Annotated in this window: 25 protein-coding genes; 10 read left to right on the top strand and 15 right to left on the bottom strand. The window is 72.1% G+C overall.

Annotation, left to right across the window (positions count from 1 at the left end):
- Nucleotides 1-137: 137 nt before the first annotated feature.
- Nucleotides 138-536 carry a cupin domain-containing protein gene (locus ABCR83_RS09670; RefSeq protein ID WP_462694465.1) on the top strand — a complete coding sequence of 133 codons (399 nt, stop codon included), beginning with the start codon at nucleotides 138-140 and terminating at the stop codon, nucleotides 534-536.
- Nucleotides 537-588: 52 nt separating this feature from the next.
- Here ABCR83_RS09670 and ABCR83_RS09665 read toward each other — a convergent pair whose 3' ends face one another.
- The 3 genes from ABCR83_RS09665 to ABCR83_RS09655 all read right to left on the bottom strand — a co-directional run bounded on the left by ABCR83_RS09665 (nucleotide 589) and on the right by ABCR83_RS09655 (nucleotide 3,760).
- Nucleotides 589-1,065: a MarR family winged helix-turn-helix transcriptional regulator gene (locus ABCR83_RS09665; protein WP_462694464.1), complete on the bottom strand. Its 477-nt coding sequence runs from the start codon at nucleotides 1,063-1,065 to the stop codon at nucleotides 589-591.
- 44 nt (nucleotides 1,066-1,109) lie between these two features.
- On the bottom strand, nucleotides 1,110-2,519 hold the full coding sequence (locus ABCR83_RS09660; protein WP_462694463.1) for an MFS transporter: 1,410 nt from the start codon (nucleotides 2,517-2,519) through the stop codon (nucleotides 1,110-1,112).
- A gap of 143 nt (nucleotides 2,520-2,662) precedes the next feature.
- The gene (locus ABCR83_RS09655; RefSeq protein ID WP_462694462.1) at nucleotides 2,663-3,760 is read right to left on the bottom strand and encodes a PP2C family protein-serine/threonine phosphatase; all 1,098 of its coding nucleotides are present in this window, start codon (nucleotides 3,758-3,760) and stop codon (nucleotides 2,663-2,665) included.
- Between the two features lie 130 nt (nucleotides 3,761-3,890).
- On the opposite strand from ABCR83_RS09655, the gene ABCR83_RS09650 reads away from it, so the two are divergent.
- Nucleotides 3,891-4,469, top strand: coding sequence for an anthrone oxygenase family protein (locus tag ABCR83_RS09650; RefSeq protein WP_462694461.1), 579 nt, complete (start codon nucleotides 3,891-3,893; stop codon nucleotides 4,467-4,469).
- Nucleotides 4,457-5,410: an AraC family transcriptional regulator gene (locus ABCR83_RS09645; protein ID WP_462694460.1), complete on the top strand. Its 954-nt coding sequence runs from the start codon at nucleotides 4,457-4,459 to the stop codon at nucleotides 5,408-5,410. The genes ABCR83_RS09650 and ABCR83_RS09645 overlap by 13 nt, the downstream gene beginning before the upstream one ends.
- Nucleotides 5,411-5,429: 19 nt before the next feature.
- Here ABCR83_RS09645 and ABCR83_RS09640 read toward each other — a convergent pair whose 3' ends face one another.
- Both ABCR83_RS09640 and ABCR83_RS09635 read right to left on the bottom strand, forming a co-directional pair.
- Entirely contained in the window at nucleotides 5,430-6,101 is a 672-nt protein-coding gene (locus ABCR83_RS09640; protein ID WP_462694459.1) for a helix-turn-helix domain-containing protein, read from the bottom strand.
- Nucleotides 6,102-6,250: 149 nt separating this feature from the next.
- Nucleotides 6,251-6,790, bottom strand: a complete 540-nt coding sequence (locus ABCR83_RS09635; protein WP_462694458.1) for a hypothetical protein — start codon at nucleotides 6,788-6,790, stop codon at nucleotides 6,251-6,253.
- 210 nt (nucleotides 6,791-7,000) lie between these two features.
- Here ABCR83_RS09635 and ABCR83_RS09630 point away from each other — a divergent pair, with 210 nt between their 5' ends.
- The 3 genes from ABCR83_RS09630 to tatA all read left to right on the top strand — a co-directional run bounded on the left by ABCR83_RS09630 (nucleotide 7,001) and on the right by tatA (nucleotide 8,157).
- Nucleotides 7,001-7,276, top strand: coding sequence for a hypothetical protein (locus ABCR83_RS09630; RefSeq protein WP_462694457.1), 276 nt, complete (start codon nucleotides 7,001-7,003; stop codon nucleotides 7,274-7,276).
- A gap of 109 nt (nucleotides 7,277-7,385) precedes the next feature.
- The gene (locus ABCR83_RS09625) at nucleotides 7,386-7,760 is read left to right on the top strand and encodes an RNA-binding S4 domain-containing protein (protein ID WP_462694456.1); all 375 of its coding nucleotides are present in this window, start codon (nucleotides 7,386-7,388) and stop codon (nucleotides 7,758-7,760) included.
- Between the two features lie 112 nt (nucleotides 7,761-7,872).
- Entirely contained in the window at nucleotides 7,873-8,157 is a 285-nt protein-coding gene (tatA, locus tag ABCR83_RS09620) for a Sec-independent protein translocase subunit TatA (protein WP_462694455.1), read from the top strand.
- 143 nt (nucleotides 8,158-8,300) lie between these two features.
- Here the strand turns inward: tatA and ABCR83_RS09615 are convergent, their stop codons facing one another.
- On the bottom strand, nucleotides 8,301-8,777 hold the full coding sequence (locus ABCR83_RS09615) for a sec-independent translocase (RefSeq protein ID WP_462694454.1): 477 nt from the start codon (nucleotides 8,775-8,777) through the stop codon (nucleotides 8,301-8,303).
- A 321-nt stretch (nucleotides 8,778-9,098) separates the two neighbouring features.
- Between ABCR83_RS09615 and ABCR83_RS09610 the strand changes: the two genes are divergently transcribed.
- Together ABCR83_RS09610 and ABCR83_RS09605 are read left to right on the top strand one after the other, a co-directional pair.
- Nucleotides 9,099-9,602: a DUF6542 domain-containing protein gene (locus ABCR83_RS09610; RefSeq protein WP_462694453.1), complete on the top strand. Its 504-nt coding sequence runs from the start codon at nucleotides 9,099-9,101 to the stop codon at nucleotides 9,600-9,602.
- Complete coding sequence (locus ABCR83_RS09605; protein WP_462694452.1) at nucleotides 9,595-11,187, top strand: LCP family protein; 1,593 nt, start codon at nucleotides 9,595-9,597, stop codon at nucleotides 11,185-11,187. Before ABCR83_RS09610 ends, ABCR83_RS09605 begins: the two co-directional genes overlap by 8 nt.
- Nucleotides 11,188-11,257: 70 nt before the next feature.
- Here the strand turns inward: ABCR83_RS09605 and ABCR83_RS09600 are convergent, their stop codons facing one another.
- The 4 genes from ABCR83_RS09600 to ABCR83_RS09585 all read right to left on the bottom strand — a co-directional run bounded on the left by ABCR83_RS09600 (nucleotide 11,258) and on the right by ABCR83_RS09585 (nucleotide 15,014).
- Nucleotides 11,258-11,788 (bottom strand): DUF4142 domain-containing protein, encoded by a 531-nt coding sequence (locus ABCR83_RS09600; protein WP_462694451.1) that lies wholly within the window; start codon nucleotides 11,786-11,788, stop codon nucleotides 11,258-11,260.
- 199 nt (nucleotides 11,789-11,987) lie between these two features.
- Nucleotides 11,988-12,569 carry a hypothetical protein gene (locus ABCR83_RS09595; protein WP_462694450.1) on the bottom strand — a complete coding sequence of 194 codons (582 nt, stop codon included), beginning with the start codon at nucleotides 12,567-12,569 and terminating at the stop codon, nucleotides 11,988-11,990.
- A 520-nt stretch (nucleotides 12,570-13,089) separates the two neighbouring features.
- Nucleotides 13,090-13,743 carry a LuxR C-terminal-related transcriptional regulator gene (locus ABCR83_RS09590; protein WP_462694449.1) on the bottom strand — a complete coding sequence of 218 codons (654 nt, stop codon included), beginning with the start codon at nucleotides 13,741-13,743 and terminating at the stop codon, nucleotides 13,090-13,092.
- Nucleotides 13,731-15,014: a sensor histidine kinase gene (locus tag ABCR83_RS09585; protein ID WP_462694448.1), complete on the bottom strand. Its 1,284-nt coding sequence runs from the start codon at nucleotides 15,012-15,014 to the stop codon at nucleotides 13,731-13,733. The genes ABCR83_RS09590 and ABCR83_RS09585 overlap by 13 nt, the downstream gene beginning before the upstream one ends.
- Before the next feature lie 170 nt (nucleotides 15,015-15,184).
- On the opposite strand from ABCR83_RS09585, the gene ABCR83_RS09580 reads away from it, so the two are divergent.
- Nucleotides 15,185-15,937, top strand: a complete 753-nt coding sequence (locus tag ABCR83_RS09580; protein WP_462694447.1) for an ABC transporter ATP-binding protein — start codon at nucleotides 15,185-15,187, stop codon at nucleotides 15,935-15,937.
- 3 nt (nucleotides 15,938-15,940) lie between these two features.
- The gene (locus ABCR83_RS09575) at nucleotides 15,941-18,487 is read left to right on the top strand and encodes an ABC transporter permease (protein WP_462694446.1); all 2,547 of its coding nucleotides are present in this window, start codon (nucleotides 15,941-15,943) and stop codon (nucleotides 18,485-18,487) included.
- An 80-nt stretch (nucleotides 18,488-18,567) separates the two neighbouring features.
- Here ABCR83_RS09575 and ABCR83_RS09570 read toward each other — a convergent pair whose 3' ends face one another.
- The 5 genes from ABCR83_RS09570 to ABCR83_RS09550 form a co-directional block, all read right to left on the bottom strand.
- Entirely contained in the window at nucleotides 18,568-19,377 is an 810-nt protein-coding gene (locus ABCR83_RS09570; protein ID WP_462694445.1) for a Tellurium resistance, read from the bottom strand.
- 24 nt (nucleotides 19,378-19,401) lie between these two features.
- Nucleotides 19,402-21,051, bottom strand: coding sequence for an NRAMP family divalent metal transporter (locus ABCR83_RS09565; RefSeq protein ID WP_462694444.1), 1,650 nt, complete (start codon nucleotides 21,049-21,051; stop codon nucleotides 19,402-19,404).
- Nucleotides 21,052-21,430: 379 nt separating this feature from the next.
- Entirely contained in the window at nucleotides 21,431-22,093 is a 663-nt protein-coding gene (locus ABCR83_RS09560) for a transglycosylase SLT domain-containing protein (protein ID WP_462694443.1), read from the bottom strand.
- A gap of 74 nt (nucleotides 22,094-22,167) precedes the next feature.
- A complete protein-coding gene (locus tag ABCR83_RS09555; protein ID WP_462694442.1) occupies nucleotides 22,168-23,451 on the bottom strand; it encodes an LCP family protein in 1,284 nt (427 codons plus the stop codon).
- On the bottom strand, nucleotides 23,444-23,884 hold the full coding sequence (locus ABCR83_RS09550; protein WP_462694441.1) for a DUF6542 domain-containing protein: 441 nt from the start codon (nucleotides 23,882-23,884) through the stop codon (nucleotides 23,444-23,446). Before ABCR83_RS09550 ends, ABCR83_RS09555 begins: the two co-directional genes overlap by 8 nt.
- Nucleotides 23,885-24,040: the final 156 nt, after the last annotated feature.

The raw sequence follows: 24,040 nt of genomic DNA, 5'->3' as shown, positions 1-24,040 counted from the left end.
TCTCGCACCGTCCCCGCTTTCCGCTCGGAGCATGCGCTTTCCGCCGAGAGCGGCCCGATCCTGGATTGCGAGGATTCTTGCGACATATGCGATTCCTGGCGCTCGTCGATGACGCGCGTCACTGGTGAGATGGCTGTATGAACCAACAGCCCATTGATCTGCAGACCGCGCTGAACAGCTTCGACAGCTACTGGGACCCGCGCATCGTCACGCAGGTGAACGACTACGACGTCCGGATCGCCAAGGTGGTCGGCGAATTCATCTGGCACGTCCATGAGGACACCGACGAGTTCTTCATGGTGCTCGACGGTGAACTGAGCCTCGGCCTGCGGGACGGGGAGCCGGGCACCGAGCGCGCTGTCACGCTGTCCAAGGGGGCGGTCTTCGTGGTGCCCCGCGGTGTGGAGCACCGGCCGTCCTCGGCCGCCGGGGCTGCCATTCTGATGTTCGAGCCGACCGGCACCGTCAACACCGGTGAGCGGACCGGCGAGGTTCCCGACCACATCGTCGCGAGCACCGGGCGCCCGCTCGGCTGACCCGCACCGCAGGCGCGGGGCCGGCCCTGTGTGGGGACAGGGCCGGCCCCGCTCAGGCGTCGTCCGTCAGCCGGCCGAGCAGGTCGATCGCCTCGAGGACCACGGCCCGCTCCCGGTCGTCCAGCCGTTCGCTCAGGGCCTGGACGATCCAGCCCTCCCGGGTGCGGCGGCCCTCGGCGATCTGCCGCCGCCCCTCGGGGGTGAGCGAAATGATCGTCTGGCGGCGGTCGCTCGGGTGGGGCGAGCGTGCCACCAGCCCGGCTTCCTCCAGGGTGCTCAGCGTCGCGCCCATCGACTGGGGCCGCACCCGCTCGGCGCGGGCGAGCTCCACCGTGGTGGCGGGCCCCCGGCGGTCGAGTCGGCTGAGGACGAACGCCTGGGACATCGTCACGCCCTCCCCTCCGGAGGCCGCGCGCAGACGTCGGGTCAACTGACCGGCCAGGGTGCGCAGTTTGGCAGCCGCCTCGGGCAGATCCATCGGCGGCGTCAGGGCGGTCGAGGAGGGGGGGTGCTGCTCAGGGTCGATCACAAAGCAAGGGTACCTTTCAAATCCTGGCCGCCGCCCACGCCCGTTCACCTCATTCCGTCCCTTCCCCGCGACAGGCCGCGGTCCGCGAGCGTGGCGAGGAAGAGCACGGCACCCAGTGCGCTCAGCGCGATCGCGATGGTGTGCAGGCCGCCGGTGCCGGCCCGCTCCCCGTACAGCAGGCCGATCAGGCCGGCCGAGGCGATGGCGCCGATGTACTGCGCGGTGCGGAAGAGCCCGGCGGCGGTGCCCGTCTGCTCGGCGGGAGCCTGGAGGTACATCGCGGTCTGGTTGCCGACGGAGTTGAGCCCGTTGGGCAGCCCGAAGACCGCGCCGATCACGATCAGCAGGATCACCGGACTGCCCGGTCCGGTGAACACCAGCGTCACCGAGCCCGCCACCATGGCGGCGGTGCCGATGAGAAGCGGTGCGCGCACCCGCATGCGCCGTGCCGCGAACCAGGAACACAGCGCCGCCACCGCGCCCATGGGCAGCACCAGCACCCCGGTGACCGACGCGGAGTACCCGCGGGCCGCCTCCAGCCACTGGGTGTAGCCGTTCAGCACACAGTAGATGGCCAGATAGGACGCCCCGCCGCGGCAATAGGTGCGCAGCAGCGGACGGTTGGCGGCGAGCATCCGCACATCGATGAACGGCCGCCGCGCCCTCAGCTCCCAGCCCGCCAGCGCCCCGGCCGCGATTGCGCCGAGGGCGAGCAACGGCCAGTCGGGATGCCGGAGATCCATCAGGAAGAACAGCACGGGCAGCATCGCCGCGGTGAACCACAGCACGCCCAGGGGGTCGAGGGCCGTCCAGGCGCTCTCCCGGTCCGGACTCCGGCGCGTCGGCTCGTCCTTGGGCAGCCAGGCCAGGGTGAGGACGAGCCCGAGCACGGCGAGCGGCACATTGACCAGGAAGATCGCCCGCCAGCCGGCCAGCCCGACCAACAGGCCGCCCAGGGCCGGTCCGAGCGCCGCGCTGGCGAGGGCGGCGACGGTCAGCGCCCCGAGCACATGGCCCGGGGTCTCCTGCCGCAGCCGGACGGACTGGGCACGGATCATGGCCATCGCGGCGGGATAGGCCGCCGAGGTGCCGATGCCTATGAGGACGCGGACCCCGATCAGGGCGCCCAGCGAGTCGGCCCAGAGCCCGGCCAGCCCGGCCAGCCCCACCAGGACCAGACCCGCCGCGTACACCCGCCGGGCACCCAGCCGGTCGGCCACCCGGCCCATGGCCGGCTGCGCCACGGAACTGGCCATATACAGCCCCGCGATCAGCCAGGCGGTGGCCGAGGCGCCGGCCTGGAACGCATGGCCGATGGGGACGAGCGCTGTGGCGATCATCGTGGAGTTGACCGGGTTGAGCATGGAGCCGATCACGACCGGCGCCACAAACCGGGCGCCGAATCCGGCCTCTCTGCCGCCCGCTGCGGCGGCGAGGGTCGCGCTGCTGGTCATCGGGCCTTCCTTCATCCGTCGTGGACTGCCTTCATCCGTCGTGGACTGCGTCGCACGAATGCCATAAAGGAAGGCTATCTTTTAAGCAGGAAAACTTCCAAGCTTTCCTGTCTTTCTGGTCCGGCGGTTGTCCGCGACGGCCGTCAATGCTCCCGGCGGACGGCCAGCAGCGCCGCATCGTCCGACAGTGCCCCACCCGCATGCACCAGCAGATCCGCGACCAGCCGGTCGACCAGCGAGTCCGGAGTGCTCTCCGGCAGCCGGGCCAGCCGCCGCTCCAGCGGGTAGAAGCGACCGGCCTCGTCCCGCGCCTCCGTCACGCCATCCGTGTAGAGCAGCAGCAGATCGCCCTTCCCGAAGACGAACCGCCCGATGTGGTACGGCCCGTCGGCCAGGTTCCGCAGGGCCAGCGGAGGGTCGGCGGCGGGCACCCGCACCCGGACCTCGGTCACCTTTCCGTCCCGCTTGACCAGCGGCGGCAGATGGCCGCAGTTCACCAGCTCACCCGGACCCCCCGACTCCGGTACGCCCAGCAGGACGGCGGTCACAAACTCCTCGCCGACCCCGCGCCGCAGCACCGTCGCGTCGAGCCGCCGCGCCACCGTGCGCAGATCGGCCTCGACCTGCGCCGCCTCGCGGAACGTGCCGAGCACATCGGCCGCGGTCTCGACGGCGGACAGCCCCTTGCCCCGCACATCGCCCATGAGCAGCCGGGTCCCGTACGGGGTCACCAGCACCTCGTACAGATCCCCGCCCACCCGGGCGTCGGTGGCCGCCGCCAGATACCGCACCGCCACCCGCAGCCCGCCGATCCGCTCCGGCACCGGCCGCAGCAGCGCCAGCTGCGCCGCCTCGGCCACGGAGCGCGAGTGCAGCAGCTCGCGCTCGCGCGTCGACACCAGGACGACGTTCGCGGTGCTGATGCAGGTGACGGCCAGCACGGCGAATCCCGAGGTCAGATGGACGGCCAGCGGGACGATGCGGTCGGCCGCGGCCAGCGCGGGAACGATCGCGATGGCGAGCAGGCCGACCGCCAGCGGGACGCGGGCGCGGCGGGTGCCGATACTGGCGAGCACCGGCGCCGTGGTGAGCACGGGGGAGAGGGTCCAGCGGGGGTTGGTCGCCAGATCGGTCAGGATGGCGATGCCGAGCAGCCCATAGGCGGCCATCACGAGCAGCCGCGCGTGGTGCGGGAGGGCCGGTGTCCCGGGCGGTCTGTCGCGGCCTGGGTCTCGCTTCATGACTGCTCCCCACCCTAGGAGCCCCGGACCCGGCCGCAACCGGACCGGACCCGTCCGCCCGGACGCACGCGTATGCGGATGAGCGGGGCAACCATGGCCCGGGCCGCCGGTCGGGACGTTGACTGAAGCCATGACCGACACACACCTTTCCCGCACCGGAGCGGCCGGCCCGGTGCTCATGACGGCCACGATCGGCATGGGGCTGATGGCGGGCCTCTTCTTCGCCTTCGACGTGTCCGTGCTGCCCGGCCTGGAGCGCGGTGACGACCGTACGTTCACCGCGGTGCTGCGTGAGATCAACGCGGCCATCGAGAACGGCCTGTTCGCCCTGGTCTTCTGTGGCGCCTTCGTGGCCACGGTGCTCGCCGCCGTGCTCCAGCACCGACTCGGCCGTCGCGTCGCGGCCCGTTGGGCGGTGGCCGCGGCCGCGCTCTACGGAGCCACCCTGGCCATCACCTTCGGCGTCAACCTCCCCCTCAACGACGAGCTGGCCCGCCTCGGCGAACACGCCACAGCCGGTCAACTCGCCGCGATGCGCGACAAGTTCACCGGAACCTGGCAGACGGCCAATGTGCTGCGGACGCTGACCTGCACAGCGGCGCTCGGCTGTCTGGCCCGGGCCCTGGTGCTGCACGGGCGTGGACGGGCCGGGGCGCTGCCCGGGGCCGCCCGCCGCCCACTGGCTACACTTGCCAAGTGGACACCCTGACCGGCCTGTTGGACGGACCCAAGGCGCGCGGCGCATTTCTGCTCAAATCGGTCTTCAGTCCGCCCTGGGCGCTGCGGATCGAGGACCGGGCACCGCTCTGCCTGGTGACCGTGGTCCGCGGGCACGCCTGGGTGATGCCGGACCGGGGGAGTCCGGTGCGGCTGGAGCCCGGTGATGTCGCGATCGTCCGGGGCCCCGACCCCTACACCGTCGCCGATGACCCGGCGACTGAGGCCCGGATCGTCATCGGCCCGGGGCAGGTCTGCTCGACCGGTGCCGGCCACGATCTGGCCGAGGAGATGGCGCTGGGCGTACGCACCTGGGGCGACGACCCGGACGGCCCCGTGGTCCTGCTCACCGGCACCTACCAGCTGCGCCATGAGATCGGCCGCCGGCTGCTGGACGCGCTGCCGCCGCTCCTGGTCCAGCCGGCACACGCGGGGGACGACGCGCTTGTGCGACTGCTGGCCGCCGAGGTCGGCAGGGCCGAGCCGGGGCAGGAGGCCGTGCTCGACCGGATTCTCGACCTCCTGCTGGTCAGTGTGGTGCGCACCTGGCTCGCCAACGCCGAGGCCGGTGCCCCCGCCTGGGTCCTGGCCCAGCGCGACCCGGTGGTCGGCCCCGCCCTGACCCTGCTGCACGGTCACCCGGCGCGGCCCTGGACGGTGGCGGGGCTGGCCGCCGAAGTGGGGGTCTCCCGCGCCTCGTTGGCGCGCCGGTTCACCGAGCTCGTCGGCGAACCCCCGATGTCCTATCTGACCCACTGGCGGCTGGCGCTCGCCGCGGACCTGCTGCGCGAGGCGGATGCCACGATCGGCGCGGTCGCCCGGCAAGTGGGCTACGGCAGCCCGTTCGCGCTGAGCGCCGCGTTCAAGCGGGTGCGGGGGGTGAGCCCCCAGGAGCACCGGGAGGGTGTGCTCCTGGGCGGTGGCCCGGAATAGTGCGCCCGGCCGGTGCCGGTCAGCGGGCCGGAGCCAGGGCCAGGGTCGAGGAGATCGCCCGTGCGGCCTCCCGCAGCAGCCCCTCGTAGCGCCCCGCCTGCCCGCCCGCCGGGTCCAGGGAGGAGCGCGGCCCGGTCAGGCCCAGGGCGGCGGCGCAGCCGTCCGCGCACGGGCAGGGCACGGCGACGGCCAGCGAGGCGGTCTCCCGGCAGCCGGTGTCGGCCGCATGGACGCACCGCTCGCCGTCCGGGACGGCCAGGGCCCGGGCCAGGGCGCTGGACGCGGGGCGGATGTCACCGGTGGCCAGCCGCTGGGGGGTGTTGTCGGGGCGGAAGACATGGTGGATGACCTGTGCTCCCTCGGCGTGCGGGACGGCCAGGCAGACGCTCATGCCGCTGTCCGCCGCCAGCCGGTCGGCCCAGGTCATGGCCGCGGCACGGACGTCGTTGCAGTCCGGCCGGTCCGGGGCCGCCGCCGGCCGCAGTGGCCCGGCGGGACGGAAGGCGGCCGTGCCCGCGTCGTACTGGACGAGCCCCTCGGCCCGCAGGCTCTCCAGGAGGTCGCGGGCGGTGGGGCCGGGCAGCTTCAGTGCCGTCGTCAGCTGACGGACGGTCGCGCCTCGGTGCGGGTGCCGGGACAGGAGCCGCAGTACGGCGGCGGTGCTGCCGACGGGTGCTTGGGGCTGGGGCATGGTGTGCGGACCTCCTCGCAGAAGTCGTCCCCGTCCGGGACGAGTCATCCGCAAGCCAGGCTAGGACCGGGCAAGGGCCCCGGGCCGTCCACCGGTCGGTGGAACGCCCGGTGGAACCCGGGTCCACCGACCGGGGGACGGCGTTGCCGCTATGCGGCCGTGACCTCGGTGGTCGCGGCGACCGGGGCCGTCCCGGAGATCGTGCAGCTGACCGTCACGCCATAGACATGCACGGCGATGTTGCCGGGGGTGAAGGTCGTGCTGCCTGCGTTGGTGAGCTGTACGGAGGCGGCGCCGCCGCTCACCGACACGGTGGATCCGCTCGGTACGGCGTCCGGGTTGGTGGCCCCGGAGGCGGTCACGCTGCCGGAGCCTGCCCCGCCGAGCTGGAGATCCAGCTCCGCCGACACGGTGTTCGCCGGAAGGTCGATCGGTGCGGTCAGCTGTGTGGTGGCGCTCACCGCGAGGTCCGCGGTGGCGCCCTGCGGGACGCTGGCCGGTGCCGTCACCGTGAGCTGCAGGGTATTGACGCCGCCGGGCGCGCCCGGACCGGTGCAGGTGTAGCCGACGGACACCGTGTCGGCCAGTGCCGACGGGGCGGTCAGTGCGATGCCCGCGCTCGCCATCATGGCGACGGCGGCCGCGCTCGCCGCCGTTCGTGTGCGGTTCGACCTCTTCGTCGTACTCATCACCGCGCTCCTTCCCGGGTGATGTGAACATGTCATCAGTTCTGTCGCATGCGGCGTCGAAGAAGTCAACACCAACTCCCGGGCGGCCCTGGCGAATCGGCTCGGCATGGCCGCCCGTGGCATGGCACTCTGTCGGTAACGGCGTGTATGCATGAGGCAACTGTCATGTGCGCCCCAATGGTGGGTGGTCGCACGGAAGGGAGGGCCGGGATGACGGTCACCGGCACCGGGAAGAATGCGGCCACGGAGGGCACTTGGGCGCTGCCCTTGCTCTTCCTCGCGCCGGCCCTGCTCATCAGGATCATGTCCGACCGGTCCACGCCCTGGCTGGTGGCGGCCTGGGCGGTCTGGGGCCTCGCGACGGCGCTGACGGCCGCGGGCTGGGTGAGCGTGGTACGCGGCGGGATCCGGGAGGCACAGGCGTGGTCGATGTGCCTGCTGCTCCATGTCGTCCTGGTCATCCAGGCGATATCGCTGGCCGAATGACGTCCGGCGCCCTGGGCGGCCATCGCCGGCTTCGGCCGGGAGGCGGTGCGGCGGTTGAGCGACCGGTAACCGCGGGCGCGCGCCGGGGGCACTGGCCTAGAGTCTGGGCATGGTTGCAGACGAGGGGACCGTGCGGATCGACAGCTGGATCTGGTCCGTGCGACTCACAAAGACGCGTTCGCTGGCCGCCACGGCCTGCCGTGCTGGTCACGTCCGCGTCAACGGCGAACGTGTCAAGCCGGCCCAGGCCGTACGGTCCGGGGACGAGGTACGGCTGTTCCATGCCGGGCGCGAGAGAATCGTGGTCGTCTCGCGCCTGGTGCGCAAGCGGGTCGGGGCGCCCGTCGCAGCCGAGTGCTTCATCGACAACAGCCCGCCGCCTGCGCCGCGTGCGGAGATCGCGGCGGCCGGTCTGCGGGACCGTGGCGCCGGGCGGCCGACCAAGCGGGACCGGCGGGAAATGGAGCAGTTGCGCGGCCGGTGACCACGGGCCGCTGCAACCCGCGTTCGATTGCGTAACCGGGCAAGTATAGTGAGCCGTCGGAGACCTTCGCCGGGCAAGGGCCGCGGCGACCGAGGGGAAGAGGTGAGTCGGCATGCTGCGGAACGGCTTGGAGCCCTGGCACCTGCTTGTTGTGGTGATCGTGGCGGTCCTGATCTTTGGCTCGAAGCGCCTCCCGGACACGGCCCGGGCGCTGGGCAAGTCCCTGCGGATCCTCAAGAGCGAGACCAGGGCCATGAAGGAGGAGACGGCGTCCGCGGACTCCGCCACCCCGCAGGGGACGGCGCACACGGAGGCCAAGCCGCACACCATCCAGGCGGCGCCCGGCGATGTCGCATCCGCCCGCCCCGTGCACGAGAACGACACCACTCCTCGCTGACCTCGGAGCCGGTCTCCGGCGTCTTCCGTTCCGGCCGGGACGGTAACGGCCACGCACTTGTCCGGTGCGTGGCCGTCACCGTACCCGGCCGCAGCTCGTTGACCGGGCTGGTGGAACTTCCGTGCGTCACCGCGCCGTCCGCGTCAGGTGGCCTCGGGATCGAACGGCGGGGGCTCGCCCGCCACGAGGGTGTCGGGTTTCCGCGGATGGGCGGGGGTGTCGGGCGGTGCGTCGGAGGAGTCCGTGAAGAGATCGCCGTCGGTCCGCCGGCCCCTTCCGGCCTGCCGGACCGCGTCCTTGATGTCGGTCAGGCCGGCCATCTCCCGCCGGAGATCGAAGCCGCTGCCGATCTCCTTGAGCCCGAATTCCCCGAGCCCGGCCTCATCCCGGAGGTGCTTGCGCACAAATGTCCGGGGATGGAGGTCCTCGAACTCGAAGTCCTGGAACCCGGGCCCCATCTCCGAGCGGATGTCCTCCTTCGCGTGGTCCGAGAACTCGCGGATCCTGCGCAGCAGCCGGGCCGCGTCCTGGATGAGCCGGGGGAGCCGGTCCGGTCCGAAGAGGAGGGTCACCACGACCGCCAGGACCGCCAGCTTGACCGGGCCCACGTCGAAGAACACGGTTCTGCTCCTTGATCCGGTCGGCGGCCGCCCTTGATGCCGAGGTCTGGACGCCGTGCGGCGGTGACGGGTGCGCAGCACAGCGCCCGGCGGCTCGCATCAGAATACTTGCTATATTGCGCAATCGAGCAAGTCAAGCATGGTCCGGACCGCTTGCCTCCGCACGGCCGGGTAAGGCCCGGAGAGCCGCGGGCGAATGCCGAAGAGTCGCGAAGGCCGCCGCGCGAAGCGGCCGCCGACAGAATGGGAGCGCGCATGGGGGGCAGGCCACCCGGTGCCCTGGGAGATCGGATGTGGCAGGAGGGCACTGGGCGAGGCCCTGTGGCCCATGGTTCGGCCCGGCTGCCGAGCCAGACAGCCCGCTCCTGGGAGTCCGCCGGGGCTCGGCAGCCCGGCAGACCGGCACCACGGCGAGGCCCGGAGCCCAAGCCGCCCCTGGAGACCAGGGCGGCCCTGCTGTGGTCGGGGGCGCTGCTGACGGTGGGGGCCGTCGTGGACGAGGCGACCGGTGCCGGGCTCGGCTGGATCTATGTGCTCAGCGCCGCCCTCGCCGCCGCTCTGGTGGCCCTGGCCTGTGCACGCCCGGGCACCTGGTGGGTGCCGACCGTGCCGCCGCCCGCCGTCGCCGCGGTGGCCGTGTGCGCACAACTGCTGGCGGAGGACTCCCATGGGCAGGGCAAGGCCGCCGCGGCGGTGATGACCGAGGTGCTGCGCTGGGCCAATGACACCTTTCCGGCCATGGCGGCGGCCGAGGCCACCGTGCTCACCGTGCTGGTGACGCGCGCCATCCGGTCCGGACGAGGCGGGAGGACCGGCCATGCCTGACCCCCGCCGTGCCGGTGGAATCCGCCGGACCGCCGGCCGCGTTCCCCAGCGCACCCCGAACGGCCAGCGGCCACGGCGCCGGCGCTCCAGTCCGGGAGCGGCCGCCCGGATCGCGGTCTGTCTCTCCTCGGCAGCCATCATGGTGACCAGCGGCACCGGCTGGCTCGCCTATCACTGGCTCAACAATGGGCTGATCACCTCGAGCGCCCTCGACGCGCTGCGCAAGGGGGCGCCGAAGAAGCTCGACGACTCGGTCAACCTCCTGTTGATCGGCCTGGACAGCCGCAAGGACATGAACGGCGACGATCTGCCGAGGGAGTTCGTCCAGCAGGAACTGCACGCCGGATCAAGCGAGATCGGCGGCTACAACACCAACACCCTGATCCTGATGCACATCCCGGCGGACGGCGGGAAGGTGACGGCCTTCTCCATCCCGCGTGACGACTATGTCCCGATCGCCGGCGGCCGTGGCGAGCACAAGATCAAAGAGGCCTATGGCATTGCCAAGGCCGAGGCCCAGGACAAGCTGTCCGCCGACGGCGTCAAGGGCGCGGAACTGGAGCAGCGCAGCCGCGAGGCGGGGCGCGAGGCCACTCTGGCGACGGTGCAGGACTTCCTCGGCGTGCCGATCGACCATTTCGCCGAGGTCAACCTGCTCGGGTTCTATGACATCGCCAAGGTGGTGCAGCCGGTGCCGGTGTGCCTGAAGAATGCGGTGCACGACCGGTATTCCGGTGCGGACTTCCCCGCCGGCCCCCAGGAGTTGAACGCCAAGGAGGCCCTGGCGTTCGTCCGGCAGCGGCACGGCCTGACCAATGGGGACCTCGACCGTACGCACCGTCAGCAGGCGTTTATCTCCTCGGTCACCCACAAGCTGAAGTCCCAGGGCGTGTGGGGCGATCTCGGCAGGCTGCAGGGGCTGTTCGACGTGGTCAAGAAGGATGTCGTCATCGACGACCGGTGGAACATCCTGGACTTCGCCCAGCAGGCCCCCAACCTCACCGGCGGAAACGCCGAGTTCCACACCCTGCCCATCGCCGGCTTCGCCAACCGCAAGGGCGAGGCGGTCAACCTGGTCGACCCGGTGAAGGTCCGGGCCCTCGTCCAGTCGATGATCGGGCACAGCGCCTCGCCGGAGCCCTCGGCCGCCGACGACGGCGCCGGCTCGCCCGCCGTTCCGGCGGACGCGGCCTCGACCACCGTGGATGTCCGCAACGCCTCCGGCACCTCGGGCGCGGCCGCGGGCGAGTCCAAGGCCCTGGCCGCGTTGGGCTACCGGCCGGGCAGGATCGCCAATGCCCCGGCCGCCGGACGGACCACGGTCGTCTATGGTTCCGGAGCCGCGGCGGCCGCCCGTCAGATCGCTGCGGGCGCGGGCGTGAGCGCCGCCGCCGACCCGGCGGTTCCCGCCGGCCATGTGGTCATCACCCTGGGCCCCGGCTTCAAGGTGACCGCACTGAGGCCCGGTGCGTCCCCGCACAAGAGCGAGCCGGAGAAGGCGAAGCCGAGCGCGCCCGCCCCGGCGCCGTCGGACGAATTCCAGGGTCCGTCCGTGAAGATGGGCGGCGTTCCCTGCGTCGACTGAGCGGTGCGCCGGTGCCCCCGGTCCCCGTCACGGACCGGGGGCACCTCAACTCCCTTGCATCAGGTGCACGTTACCTGCGGCGACCGTTGAACCCGAACATGCAGTCGCGCACCATGTCGAGGTGCTTGGAGATGACGGGCCGAGCCCTGCGGGCCACCTCCCTGTCGTCCGCGTCATTCCCCTTGTGCCGCTCGGAGTCCAGCAACTGCAGGGTCACGACGTGCGCGGTGTCCTGGATCCGCAGCCAGGCTTCGTCGAAGCGGATGGTATGGCCCTTCTTCCTGGTGTTCTTGAGCCCCTTCTCCTGCTGGGGGGTGATCGAGCGCGGCAGGCTCACGTGCTGCTTCTCCGCCACGTCCTTGAGCTGCTTGTCCAGCCGGGCGTGGTCGTGTACGAGGACCCGGCCGATGATCTTCACACAGCGGGTGGTGCCGTAGGTCTGGGCGCTGCGGCCCGCGGCGACCTCGGTCAGGTTGCCTTGGTGAAAGTCCGTCAGGAATGCGTTGTCGTGGTCGTCCCCGGTGGCGAGGGCCGGGCCGGCGGAAGCCGCCGTCAGGACGAGGGCCGCCAGCGCTGCCGTGGCCCGGTGTCGCATGCGCATCGTTGGGTGCTCCGTTCTTCGTCGGCCCGTGTGTGCTCGCCACGGACGTGTCCGTGCGGGGTGCGGGCCGGTCCGGTGAGGGGCGCGTCGCGCGCCCCTCGCAGAGCAGATGACTGCCCCCGGACAGGCCACCGCCTGCCCGCCGGACACCTTCAGTCCCCCCTATGGAGCACTGAGCGGTCTCGGGGAAGCAGAGGCGTCAGCGCCCGAGCAGGCCGGTCAGGGTCCCGAGCAGGCCGGACACCAGTCCGGTCACGGTGCCCAGCAGCCCGGTTGCCGTACCGCCCACGGTCTGCAGCAACCCCGGCACCAGGCCGGTGACCGTGCCCAGCAGGCCGGTGACCACGGAGAGCAGCCCTCGTGAACCGTCGTGGGCGAACTCGGCTCTCGTCCGGTTGGAGTCCGTCAGCGCGCCCTCGACCGCTGTCCGGTCAGGCTGGGCCGCGGCCGATTGCTTCGCCAGTTCGGTACGGGCCCGGGTGAGGGTGGCGACCTGGCCTCGGACCGCATCACACTGGCGGGTCTGTTCCGCGGACCGGCCCATGGTCGCATCGCATTCGCGGACGATCTCGGCGGCCCGTTGGGCGATCCGGTCGCCGTCGATGGCCTTGACCGCGTCGCCGGACGTCCGGCGCAGTTGGTCCGGAACGCCGGCGACCGGGGCCTGGCCGGCCGGGCCCGGCCGGACGTCGGTGGCCGCCGCGGGGACGGCCGAGGTGAGGGCGAGGGTGCCGCACATGATGCCAGCGGCGAGGAGGCCGGTTCTGTGGAGGGCTTGCATGGCTGCTCCTTGAGGAGAGGGATCTTGTCGTCACCCTCAGCCCGGCCTCGGTGCCCCGCAATCGGAAGCCGCCCCGCACGGCGGGCCGCTGACGCCGCGTCCGTGCGCCATCCGGCTGCCTGGATCCGACATGACGTCAGCTGTTGTCCCGTCAGATCTGCGGTGACGGCCCTCCGGGCGCACCGGGACATCGTTCACCTCCCCGGATACGTCCGGATGGGTTCCGCAGGCGATCCGACGCACCGTCACACTGTCAGCGAGACATTGATGACGACGCCCACCACGACGATGACCAGCACCACCCATGGCCACAGCGGACGTTCCTTCTCCGGCTTCCAGTCGGTGGACCGCGACATGCTGATCTCCGTTTCATCCAAGGGCCGGTGTTTCATCCAAGGGCCGGTCGTCGGCGGGCCGGGGCTCCCCGCCCGCCGGAAACCGACCCTAGATCCCCGCGCGGGGCCCTGTGACCGGTGCGAGCTGCACCTTCGAGGTGCAGAGAACTGCACCCCGCACAGCGTCAGGAGCGATGGGCGTGGAGATGGGCGAGCACGGCACGCACCCGGCGGTGCCCGCCGTCGGCGGCGGGCAGGCCGAGCTTGGCGAAGATGTTGCCGATGTGCTTGTTCACCGAGGTCTCCGCGATGAACAGCAACTGCCCGATGGCCGCATTGCCATGCCCCTCGGCCATCAGTGCCAGCACCTCCCGCTCCCGCGAACTGAGCGACTCCAGCGGGTCGTTACGAGTCTTGCGCACCATCAGCTGCGAGATCACCTCCGGATCCATCGCCACCCCGCCGCCCGCGACCCGCTCCAGCGCCTGGAGGAACTCCTCCACCCGGCCCACTCGGTCCTTGAGCAGGTAGCCGACCCCGGTGGCGCTCTGGGCCAGCAGCTTGGCGGCATAGGCCTGCTCCACATACTGGGAGAGGATCAGCACCGGCAACCCCGGGATCCGCTCGCGCGCGGCAACCGCGGCGCGCAGCCCCTCGTCCCGGAAGTCCGGCGGCAGTCGCACATCCAGCACCGCGATGTCCGGGCGGTGTTCCAACAGGGCGGGCAGCAGGGCGTCGCCGTCCTGCACCGTCGCACAGATCTCGTGCCCGGCGCTGGTCAGCAGCAGGGACAGCCCCTCCCGCAGCAAGGCGTTGTCCTCGGCCATCACGATCCGCACGGCAGCTCCACTCGAAGAAGGGTCGGCCCCCCGGGCGGACTGGACAGCTCGGTGGTGCCGTCGAACGCCGCGACGCGACGCCTGATGCCACGGAGTCCGCTGCCGGACCCCTCCGACGCGCCACCCCGCCCGTCGTCCCACACGGAGACCAGCACGCTGTGCCCGGTGCCGCGCACCCGGACCCGGGCGACGGTGGCACCGCTGTGCTTGGCAATGTTGGTCAGGGCCTCGGAGAGGACGAAATAGGCCGCGGCCTCCACCGCGGCCGGGGCCCGCTCCCGGCCCGGATCCATCTCGACGTCCAGCTCGGTGGGCACCTGGCACACCGCGACCAGTCCGCGGGCCGCCTCCGCCAGCCCATGGTCGTCCAGCACCGGCGGATAGACGGCGCGCACCGCCTCGCGCAGCGAGGCCAGCGCCTGCTCGGCCAGCAGCTGGGTACCGTCGATCAACTCGGGCAGCTGCCCCGGCCCGTTGGCCAGCGCCCGCTTGATCAGCCCCAGCCGCAGCGAAACGGCCACCAGACCCGCCTGAGCCCCGTCGTGCAGATCCCGCTCGATGCGGCGCAGCTCGGCGGCGTGGGCGTCCAGGGCCTCGGCCCGCGAGGCGGTCAGCTCCTCGACCCGCCGGGCCAGCGTGACCCTCCTGCGCCGCGGCCTGAGCAGGGCCCGGGTCATCCCGGCGTGCGCCCGCGCCAGCACCGGCAGCAGAAGCCCGGCCAGCGCCGCATAGGCGAGGCCGACGAGGACCGCGCCCAGCGCGGCCGGCCAGGAACCGATCCGCCACACGGCGAACTCTGCGGGCTGCGGCACCACCGACCACCACAGCGGCGTCGTCAGCCAGCTCACCGAACCGGCGCACAGCCCCAGCGCCAGGGCGCCGGTCACCGTGCCCAGCAGCGCATGCAGCAACAGCCAGGCGAGGTCGGTGTAGGTGGCCCGGTCGGCCAGCATGGTCTGGGCCCGGGCGAGCACCTTCCCCCCGGCCTCCCGGTAGTCGGAGGGGATGGCGGTGCCCAGCCAGCCGGCGGCCCGCCGGCGATGGGCATCGGCCGCGCGACGCACCCGCCCGAGCGTGGCCGGCAACAGCGGCAGCCCGGGGCCCAGCAGACTGAGCACGCCGACGAACAGCAGGACATACAGGCCCAGCAGGGCGGCCACCGCCGTTGCGCCCACGGCCAGGGTGTAGCGCAGCGCCGCGACGAACCGGGCAACGAACGCACGCCAGGTGAGCGGACCCGGCCGGACCGCCCCCTGGGAAGCCGCATCCATGTCCGCCCCGCCCCCCTCAGTGCAAAACGCTCAAAACATTATCACCCGGTTCGTGTGGGGCTCCGAGGTGCAGTTACCTGCACCCGTCGACGGCAGCGCACACCATGTCCGCGGTGGTCACCGCTTCCTAACGTGAGCCGGGACGCGACACGGCATTGGGGAGAGACCCAATGGTTCACGACGAGACCGACGACCCGTCGGTGGCGGTCCGGCTGCGCGAGGTGGGCAGGACCTACGGGCGCGGCACAGGTGCCGTCACGGCCCTGCGCGACCTGACGATCGACTTCACCGCGGGAACGTTCACCGCGGTCATGGGCCCCTCCGGAGCGGGCAAGAGCACCTTTCTGCACTGCGCGGCCGGACTCGACCGGCCGGACACCGGCTCCATCCGGCTCGGCGGCACGGATCTGTCGCGCCTGACGGAGGCCGAGCTGACAATGCTGCGCCGGGAACGGATCGGCTTTGTCTTCCAGGCCTACAACCTGCTGTCCGCGCTGACGGTCGCCGAGAACATCACCCTGCCCCTGCTGATGGCCGGTCGCCCCGTCGAGCCGGACTGGCTCCGCCATGTCGTGGAGCGGGTGGGCCTCACCGACCGCCTGGGCCACCGGCCTTCACAACTGTCCGGCGGACAGCAGCAGCGGGTGGCCATCGCCCGGGCGCTGATCACCCGGCCAGAGGTGATCTTCGCGGACGAGCCGACCGGGGCCCTGGACTCCCGCACCGGCCGTCAAGTGCTGCACCTGCTGCGCGACATCGTGGACACCATGGGCCACACGGTGGTGATGGTCACCCACGACCCCGTCGCCGCCTCCCATGCCCACCGGGTGGTCTTCCTCGCCGACGGCCGGTTCGCGGAGGCCCTGGAGTCCCCCGGGGCCGAACTGATCGCCGAGCGCATGACCACCCTCGGGGAGTGGTGAGCGATGTTCCGGCTCGTCCGCATGACGCTCAGGGAGCGCAAGGCCGCACTGGTCGCGGCCTTTGTCGCGCTGTTCGGCGCCTCGGCGCTGATCACCGCGTTCGGCATCCTGCTCCAGTCGGGGCTCACCGGCACCGAGCCGGTCCGGCGCTATGCCGGGGCGGCGGTCGTGGTGAGCGGCCGACAGACGTTCTCGGTCCACGAGGGCAAGCGGACCAAGAGCAAGCCACTGGCCGAACCGGCGCCGCTGGACCGCACGTTGCCGACCGAGATCGCCCGGGTCCCGGGCGTGCGGAAGGCCGTGGGCGACGTCGCCTTCCCCGCCCGGGTGGTGGACCCGGCGGGGCGACAGGAGTGGCCGTCCACCGGACACGGCTGGGAGAGCTCCGCCCTGGGGCCCTTCGACCTGGTCGCCGGACGCGCCCCACAACACCCCGGCGAGGTCGTCCTGGACGCCGGTCTGGCCAGGCGGTCCGGGGCGCGCCCCGGACAGGCCGTACGGCTCGCCACGACCGAGGCCGCCGCCGTCTACCGGGTCACCGGCCTGGCCACACCCAGGAACGGACCACCGCGCTCCGCCCCGGTCTTCTTCCAGGACACCGACGCCGCACGGCTGTCCGGCGACCCCGGACGGGTCCGCGCGGTGGGTGTGCTCGCCACACCCGGCACCGACCCGGACGAACTGGCCGGCCGGCTCGAGCACCGCCTGGCCGGCGCCAAAGCCGTGGCCCGGACCGGCGCCGACCGGGGCCGGGCCGAGCATCCCGAAGCGGCCGCCGCCCGTGGCGAACTGCGGGAGCTGGCCGGATCGCTGGGCGCGACGGTCGTCCTGATCACCATGATCGTGGTAGCCGGCACCCTCGCCCTCGGTCTCCACCAGCGCCGCCGCGAACTGGCCCTGTTGCGGGCCGTCGCGGCCACCCCGCGACAACTCCACAAGCTGGTGGCCGCGGAAGCCCTGCTGGTCTCCCTGGCGGCCGCGACACTCGGCTGCCTGCCCGGCATCCTGCTGGCCCGGCTGCTGCGGACGGCGCTGACCGCCGTCGGGCGGCTGCCCGAGGACCTCACGCTCTCCTACGGGCCCATTCCCCCGCTGGTCGCCTTGGCCGCCGTCGTCCTCACCGCGGAGGCGGCCGCGCTCGGGGTGGCCCGGCGCGCCGTGGCCATACGACCGGTCGAGGCACTGGGCGAAGCCGCCGTCGAGCAACCGCGGTTGGGACCGGCGCGCCGCACCCTCGGCATCGTGCTGTTCCTGCTCGGCATCGCCGCGTCCCTGCTGCCGCTGCTCTTCCGCAGCGTCTTCGCCGTCGCGGGAGCGGCCTCCGGCGGTCTGGTGATGGTCCTCGCGGTCCTGCTCCTGGGGCCCCCGATCGTCTCCCTGGCGACCCGCATGGTGGCCCGGCCGCTGCGCCGGAGCACGGGCCCGCACGGCCGGCTGGCGGTCGCCGAGCTACGGGCCAACGCCCGCCGGCTGGCCGCCGGAATCGCCCCGCTGGCGCTGGCCGTCGGCTTCGCCATGGTGCAGCTCGGCATTCCCACCACCACCGCGGCGGCGGCCGGGGAACAGGCCCGGCACGGCATCCTGGCCGACTTCACCCTGACCGGCGGCGCCGGACTGCCCGTGACGGCGGCCCGGGACGCCGCCCGGATCCCGCACGTGGCCGCCGCGACCGGGGTGACCCGGGCCGAACTCTTCGCCTCCCGGAAGCTGCTGGGCTCGCCGGAGATCTTCAAGTACCAGGCCCAGGGCGTCACTTCCGACGGCCTGGACCGGACCCTGGACCTGAAGGTGACCAAGGGCACCCTGGCCCGGCTGCGCGAGGGCACCGTCGCCATCAGCGCCACCGCCGCGGGCACCCTCGGCGCGGGCATCGGCGACCCGGTCCGGCTGCACCTGCCGGACGGCACCGAGAGCAGGCCGGCCGTGGTCGCCGTCTATGAACGCGGCCTCGGCTTCGGCGACATCACCCTGCCGCAGCAGGTCCTCCTCGCACACGGCGGCCGCCACCTGACCGACGCGGTCTTCGTCAAGGCGGCGCCCGGCGCCGACCGGAAGACGCTGCGGCCGGCCCTGGGCGCGCTCGCCGGGCCCTACCCGGGGCTGCGGGTGCTGGACGACGCCGGACTGTCGGCGGCCCAGCAGGAGCAGGCGTTCGCGAGCGTGCTGACCAGCGCACTGCCCCTGGTGCTGGTCTTCGGCTACCTCGCCATCGCGGTGGCGAACACCCTGGTGATGGCGACCCTCGGCCGGGCCCGGGAGTTCGCGCTGCTCCGGCTGATCGGTGCATCCGCCCGGCAGGTGCTGCGGATGCTGCGGGTCGAGGCGGGCATCGTGGTGGCCGTCGCCGTGCTGATCGGCAGCCTGGTGCCGCTGCTGCCCCTGGTCACCGTGAGCCTGGGGCTCACGGGGTCGCCGGTGCCGTACGTCCCGCCGCTGTTGTATCTGGGGATCGTCGCCGCGGCGGCGTTGATCGGGGCGCCGGCGATCCTGCTGCCCGCCCGGTGGGCGCTGCGGCTGCCGGTGACGGGGGCGGCCGGGCTCAGGGAGTGAGGGCGCCGCCCGGGACGCCCGGCTGTCGCCGGCGCGGCCCTGGCCCGGATCGCCCGCCAGGCCGGCTGACTCCCGGGGAATCAAGGGCACTTGTAGCCGCGCGCCCACTGCAGACCCCAGCCGTAGAGCCGGTCGAGGTCCGACTGGAACCCGTAGACGTAGGTGGCCTCGCGGTGCACGGTCAGATGACCCTGGCGGTTCTCGATGAGGGCCACCGCACAGGAGCGTGCCTGGGGAGCGTGCTCGTCGAGTTCTATGGCGAATTGGTGGCCGTCGGGAAGGTAGAAGGTGAGTGTGCTGTCGATGCGGCCGAAGACGGGTGTGCAGTCGTAGTTGTAGACGAAGACCAACAGGCGCCGGAACTCTTCCCGCTTGTCCAGGTTGACGTAGAGGGTCTCACCCGTCGGCCCTCCGAACCGGCTGTCTCCGCTCAGGGAGATATAGGGCGGGTGGTACAGATCGCCGTGGAAGCCGCCCAGCGGTTGCACAACACCCTTGCTGCCATCGGCCAGTTCGTACAGACAGGCGAGGTCGAGGTCGACGGACACCAGCGCCGGGCCATGCGCCTGGACCGGCGATGCAGTGGGGGAGAACGGAGAGAGCGGGGAGAACAGGGTGCGCAGCAGTCCGGAACCGCGTTCGGCGCCCGGTCCGTTGTGCATGCGCCAGGTCAGGTTGACCCGGAGCGTTCCACCGGTGGTGCTGTGGTGGGTCAGCCAGTCTGTGGGGTGGGTCTTGGAGAGCCGTTTGTGGTGCGGGGTCGCCCAGTCGAAGCCGTGCTGTGCCTCCCCGCGCCGGGTTCCGCCCCCGATCAGATAGGACCACAGGCTGCCGTCGTCGACGGGTGCCGCCGGGGCGGTGCGGCGGGGCTCGGGAGCCCAGAGGCGCATTCCGACCTCCTCCTTCCGGTGTGGCTAGGGCCTGAGCGCCAGTTGGGCGGTTTTGACGACGACCAGGACCACGGCGGCCAGCAGATAGGCCCGCAGTCCGATCAACGCGAGACGGCGGCCGGTGGACATGGGCGGCGGCGCCAGACTGTGCAGCGCGGGCGGACGCCAGTCCTCCCGGCCGTCCCGGCGCGGCCCCCGGGTGCGGCCGGCGCGCCGCGGGTTCGGTCCGCGCCCACGGGCCAGCGCGCACCCTCCGGCGGCCAGCAGACCCGTTGCCGCGGTGCAGGCGAGCAGGATCCCCACGTCACCGGCGGAGAGACCGGGGAAGGCCACCGCGCAGGTGAGGACGATGGACAGCCCCACCAGCACCGCGACGGCCACGGCGGTGCAGATGTTCTGCGCCCGGCTGTTGACCCACGGACCGAGCAGCGCCCGGTCGTTGCACAGCAGCAGCAGGAAGACGGAGGCGGATGGGAGCAGCACCCCGGCCAGCGCCTGGACGCCCTCGGCGACCACGCCCAGCGGAACGCCGGGAGTCAGCACCACGGCGGCCGAGGCCAGCGCCAGGATCGTGATCACCGTGTGGAAGGCGCGCGCCTGTCGTACGCCATGGCGCAGCGAGTGCCGCCAGCCGAGCACATCGCCCAGGGTGTAGGCGGTGGACAGGGACACCGCCGATGCGCCGATCACGGAGCCGGCCAGCAGGGCGACGGCGAACAGGACTCCGACCAGGCGGCCCGCGTACTGCTCCAGGCCGACCGCGACCCCGCCCGCGTCCGTATAGGCACCGGCTCCGGGGCGGCCGCTGAAGGCGGCCGCGGCGCAACCCATGATCATCACTCCGCCGACCACGGTGCTGGCGATGCCCGCCCAGAGGTCGGCCTTGCCGTAGTTGAGGAATCGGGGGGTGATGCGCTTGTCGATCACATACGACTGCTGGAAGAACAGCTGCCAGGGTGTGACGGCGGCGCCGATGATGCCGATGGTCAGCAGCAGGACGTCGGACAGGGCGACACCGCCGGGCAGCGAGGGATAGAAGCCGTCGGCCACGCTGGACACGGCGGGGTGGGCGACCAGCCCGACCGGGATGAGCAGCAGCGAGGCCACGCACAGGGCGATCGCGACGCGCTCGAAGCGGTGGAAGCTGCCGGTGGCCGCGGCGGTGATGACCGCGATGGTCGCCACGACGACGCTGGTCGGCCGGTCCAGCCCGAGATAGCCGACGGCCAGTGAGACGCCGATGAACTCGGTCACCACGGTCAGCGCGTTGACCAGCAGCAGGTCGATGACGCAGAAGGCGCACCAGAACCGGCCGAAGCGGTGCAGGATCAGCCGGGCGTGGCCCACACCGGTGACCGCGCCGAGCCGTACGGCCATCTCCTGGTTGACGTACAGCACGGGCACCAGCAGGGCGAGCGTCCACAACAGCCGGGTGCCGTAGTCCTGGCCGGCCTGGGTGTAAGTGCCGAACGCGGCCGCGTCGTTGACCATGGTGATCAGCCCGGGGCCCAGGATGGCGAGCAGGATCCGCAACACCGCCCACCGACGCCGCGGTTGGTGCGCCGCGGTCGATGGAACGCTGCCCAGCGCGCCGCGTATGGGGGCGTCTTCGGGCCCGGGGGAGCCCTGCCCCGGGGCGGATGCTCCAGAGGCGTCGATGGTCCGGTCCGTCACGGCCAACCTCCATGGGGCGCGGGTGAGCCAGGGGATTGGGGCGAAGAAGGCAGGGGAAAGGGAGGGGCCTGTTGCCGACCGTTGCCGGCGGATGGAGGTCCGCGTGAGCCCGGCCACACGGTAGGAGGAGGTTATAAACTTGCGCAAGTATGCAAGTCGATCTCCGGGGTTCTCACGGATTCGAATTTTCATTCACCGCATGGCCGTCTGGGCCGGCTTGCGATGCGCCGGCCGCAGCGAAAGCATCTTCCCCAGGGGTATCGCGGGTCGTAGCAGTGCGGGACGAGGGCGTCAATCGCGCGTGAGGGCGCGTTGCGGCACTGGGAGTGAAATCAGCACTCGAGGATTTCGTGCCCTTCTCCTGGCCCGGTGCCCACCGTCAACCGGCTTGGCCGACAGCCTTCTTGGCCTTGTCCCAGTTCTCGCGCAGGCGGTCCAGATACGACTGGGCCGCACTTCCCGGCCTGGCCCCGCGGGCGAACGCCGCCATATTGCCCGCGCCGGTGTTGTAGCCCAGTGCGAGCAGCTCGTCCCTGGTGTAGGAGTCCGGCCGGTGCGCGGGCAGTTGGGCGGCCAGGTCGTGCAGGTACCAGGACTCCGCCGCGATCGCCAGATCGGGATCGTCGGGCAGCTCCTGCCAGTCGCGGCCGGCGAACTCACGCCCCCGCCTGGTCTCGTCGAAGGCCGCCTTGTGCATATTGGCGATGCCGAACGCGGAATCGGGCTTGAGCTTCTGCCAGGACCGCTCCCACGAGGGGTCATGCGGTTTGTATGACTCGTTGTACAGAATCGCCATCACCAGACGCGGGCTGACCCCGGCCCGGCGCGCATGCTTGACCACCTGCGGGGCGAAGCGCGCGGGGTCCTGGTTCGCGGACGCCCCGGGAGTACTCGTCGGCCCGGCCGTCGCAGCGGGCCTGCCCGCCCGGTCCGGGTGCGAGGAGCCATCACTGCCCCCGCCCCCGCCGCAGCCCGCGGTCCCACCGGCGAGCAGGACGGCCGGCACGGCGAGCCAGGGCCACCGCCTCCGGGGCTTCCTCATGTTTTTCCTCCTGCTCTCGCGGTGACCCGGTGCACCCCCATCCTGCCCTGAACCTCACCGGCCCCGGTCCGGGGTCAGTCCACGCAGGGAACCCCGCCGCTCTTCACCGGCGGGCCCGCGAGCCCGTTGTCGGCCTGGTCCGCACCGGAGGAGGGCGCGGGGGAGGCCCGGCCGTCCGGTGACGGCGGAGCCGAAGGGGTGGCGGAATGCCCCTCGGCGTCCCGCCGGACGGTACCGCTGCCGGCCGAGGGCGAGGCATCCTGGCCGGTCGTCGCCCGGACTGTCGCCTTGATCCGGTCCGGATCGACGAGGTTCACATCCTCCCCGTCGCGGGTGGCGAACCCGGTGATCGGCAGGGTGCGGAACTCGGCATTGCCGCCGGTGAGGCCGGGCGCCTGCCGGACGAAGTCCAGCACGTCCCAGGAGCTGTCGATGACCAGGTCCTTCTTCAGCACGCCGAACAGATCCCGCAGCTTGCCCAGATCGTCGAAAGCGCCCTGCGAGGTGAGCCGGTGCGTCACCGAGGAGATGAACGCCTGCTGGCGGTGGGTGCGGTCCAGGTCACCGTTGTCCAGGCCATGCCGCTGCCGCACGAAGGCCAGTGCCTGCCCGGGGTCGAGCTCCTGCACACCCGCGGGGAAATCGGCACCCGAATAACGGTCGTGCACCGGGTGGTTCAGACAGACCCTGACGGGCTGGAGCACCCTGGCGATGTCATAGAAACCGAGCAGATTGACCTCGGCGAAGTGGTCGACCGGCACGCCCAGGAACTGCTGGACGGTGGCCAGGGTCGCCGCCCGGCCCGCCTCCCGGCTCTGGTGTTCCAGTTCCGCGCCCTTGAAGCCCTGGGCGCTCAGCTTGTCGTGGGCGGCGCTGTAGGCGTAGGAGTACGCCTCCTTTATCTTGTGGTGCCCCTGGACCGAGCCGTCGCCGTGGAACGTCTCGACATAGTCGTCCCGCGGGATGGAAAATGCCGTGGCCTTTCCGCCGCCCGCCGGAATGTGCATGAGGATCAGGGTGTTGGTGTTGTAATAGCCGATCTCGCTCGACCCGGCGTGCAGTTGCTCCTGGACGAATTCCCTGGGCAGGTCGTTCCCGTCCATGTCCTTGCGCGAATCCAGACCGATGAGCAGCAGGTTGACCGAGCTGTCCAGGTGTTCGGGCGCGTGCTTCCGTGCCGTGTCCAGGGCGTTGGAGGTGGTGAGGCCGTCGGTCAGGGTGCGGTACGCGAACCAGGTGACACCGCAGGCGATCAGCACCACGGCGGAGGTCACCCAGAGCAGGGTCCGGGCCACCACCCGCAACGCCGGCGGCCCGGCCCTGCGGTGACGCCGTGCCGTCCGCCCGCGGTCATGCATCGTCGCTCCGGCCCGCGCGCAGGGACCGGATGCCGCGCAGAGTGAGCACGGCGAGCAGCGCGCACTCGGCGGCCACCATCACCGGGAAGCAGTCGACGGCCCAGCGCGCCGCCTCGGTCGGCAACGGCTCGCCGCGCAGCGGCGAGGAGGCGGAGGTGAGGAGCGAGGTGCCGACCGTCACCGCGGCCACCACCAGCGGTGGCATGGGCACCACCCAGCCCAGGCCGCCGCGGGCCGTCGCCCGGGCGGCCGCCCACAGCGACCCGGCCACGGCCCCCAGCGCCAGCGCCCACCCCGGCCGGGAGACGGTCACCGCGTCGACACAGGCGCCCAGCAGGGGCGGGGCCAGCAGGGCCGCGGCCGTCCCGGCGGTGCGCCGGTCCGATGGGAGGGGGGCGACGCCGCGAGGTGCTCCGGCCCGTTGGTCCGCCATGCGCGTGCCCCCGCTCAATCGTCCGTCCCCGCCGGATGGGACGTGCCGCCTCGCACCGTTGGTTGCGTGTTTGCGCAACCTGGCAAAGCGTTCGCGATTGCGGAACCTCCGGGGGGACCGGGGCGTTGTGGCGAGCATGGCGTGCACCCGACCTCA

The sequence above is a fragment of the Streptomyces xingningensis genome (assembly GCF_054957865.1).
The sequence above is the reverse complement of the archived record's forward strand: the minus strand, read 5'-3'. Positions and strand labels throughout refer to the sequence as shown.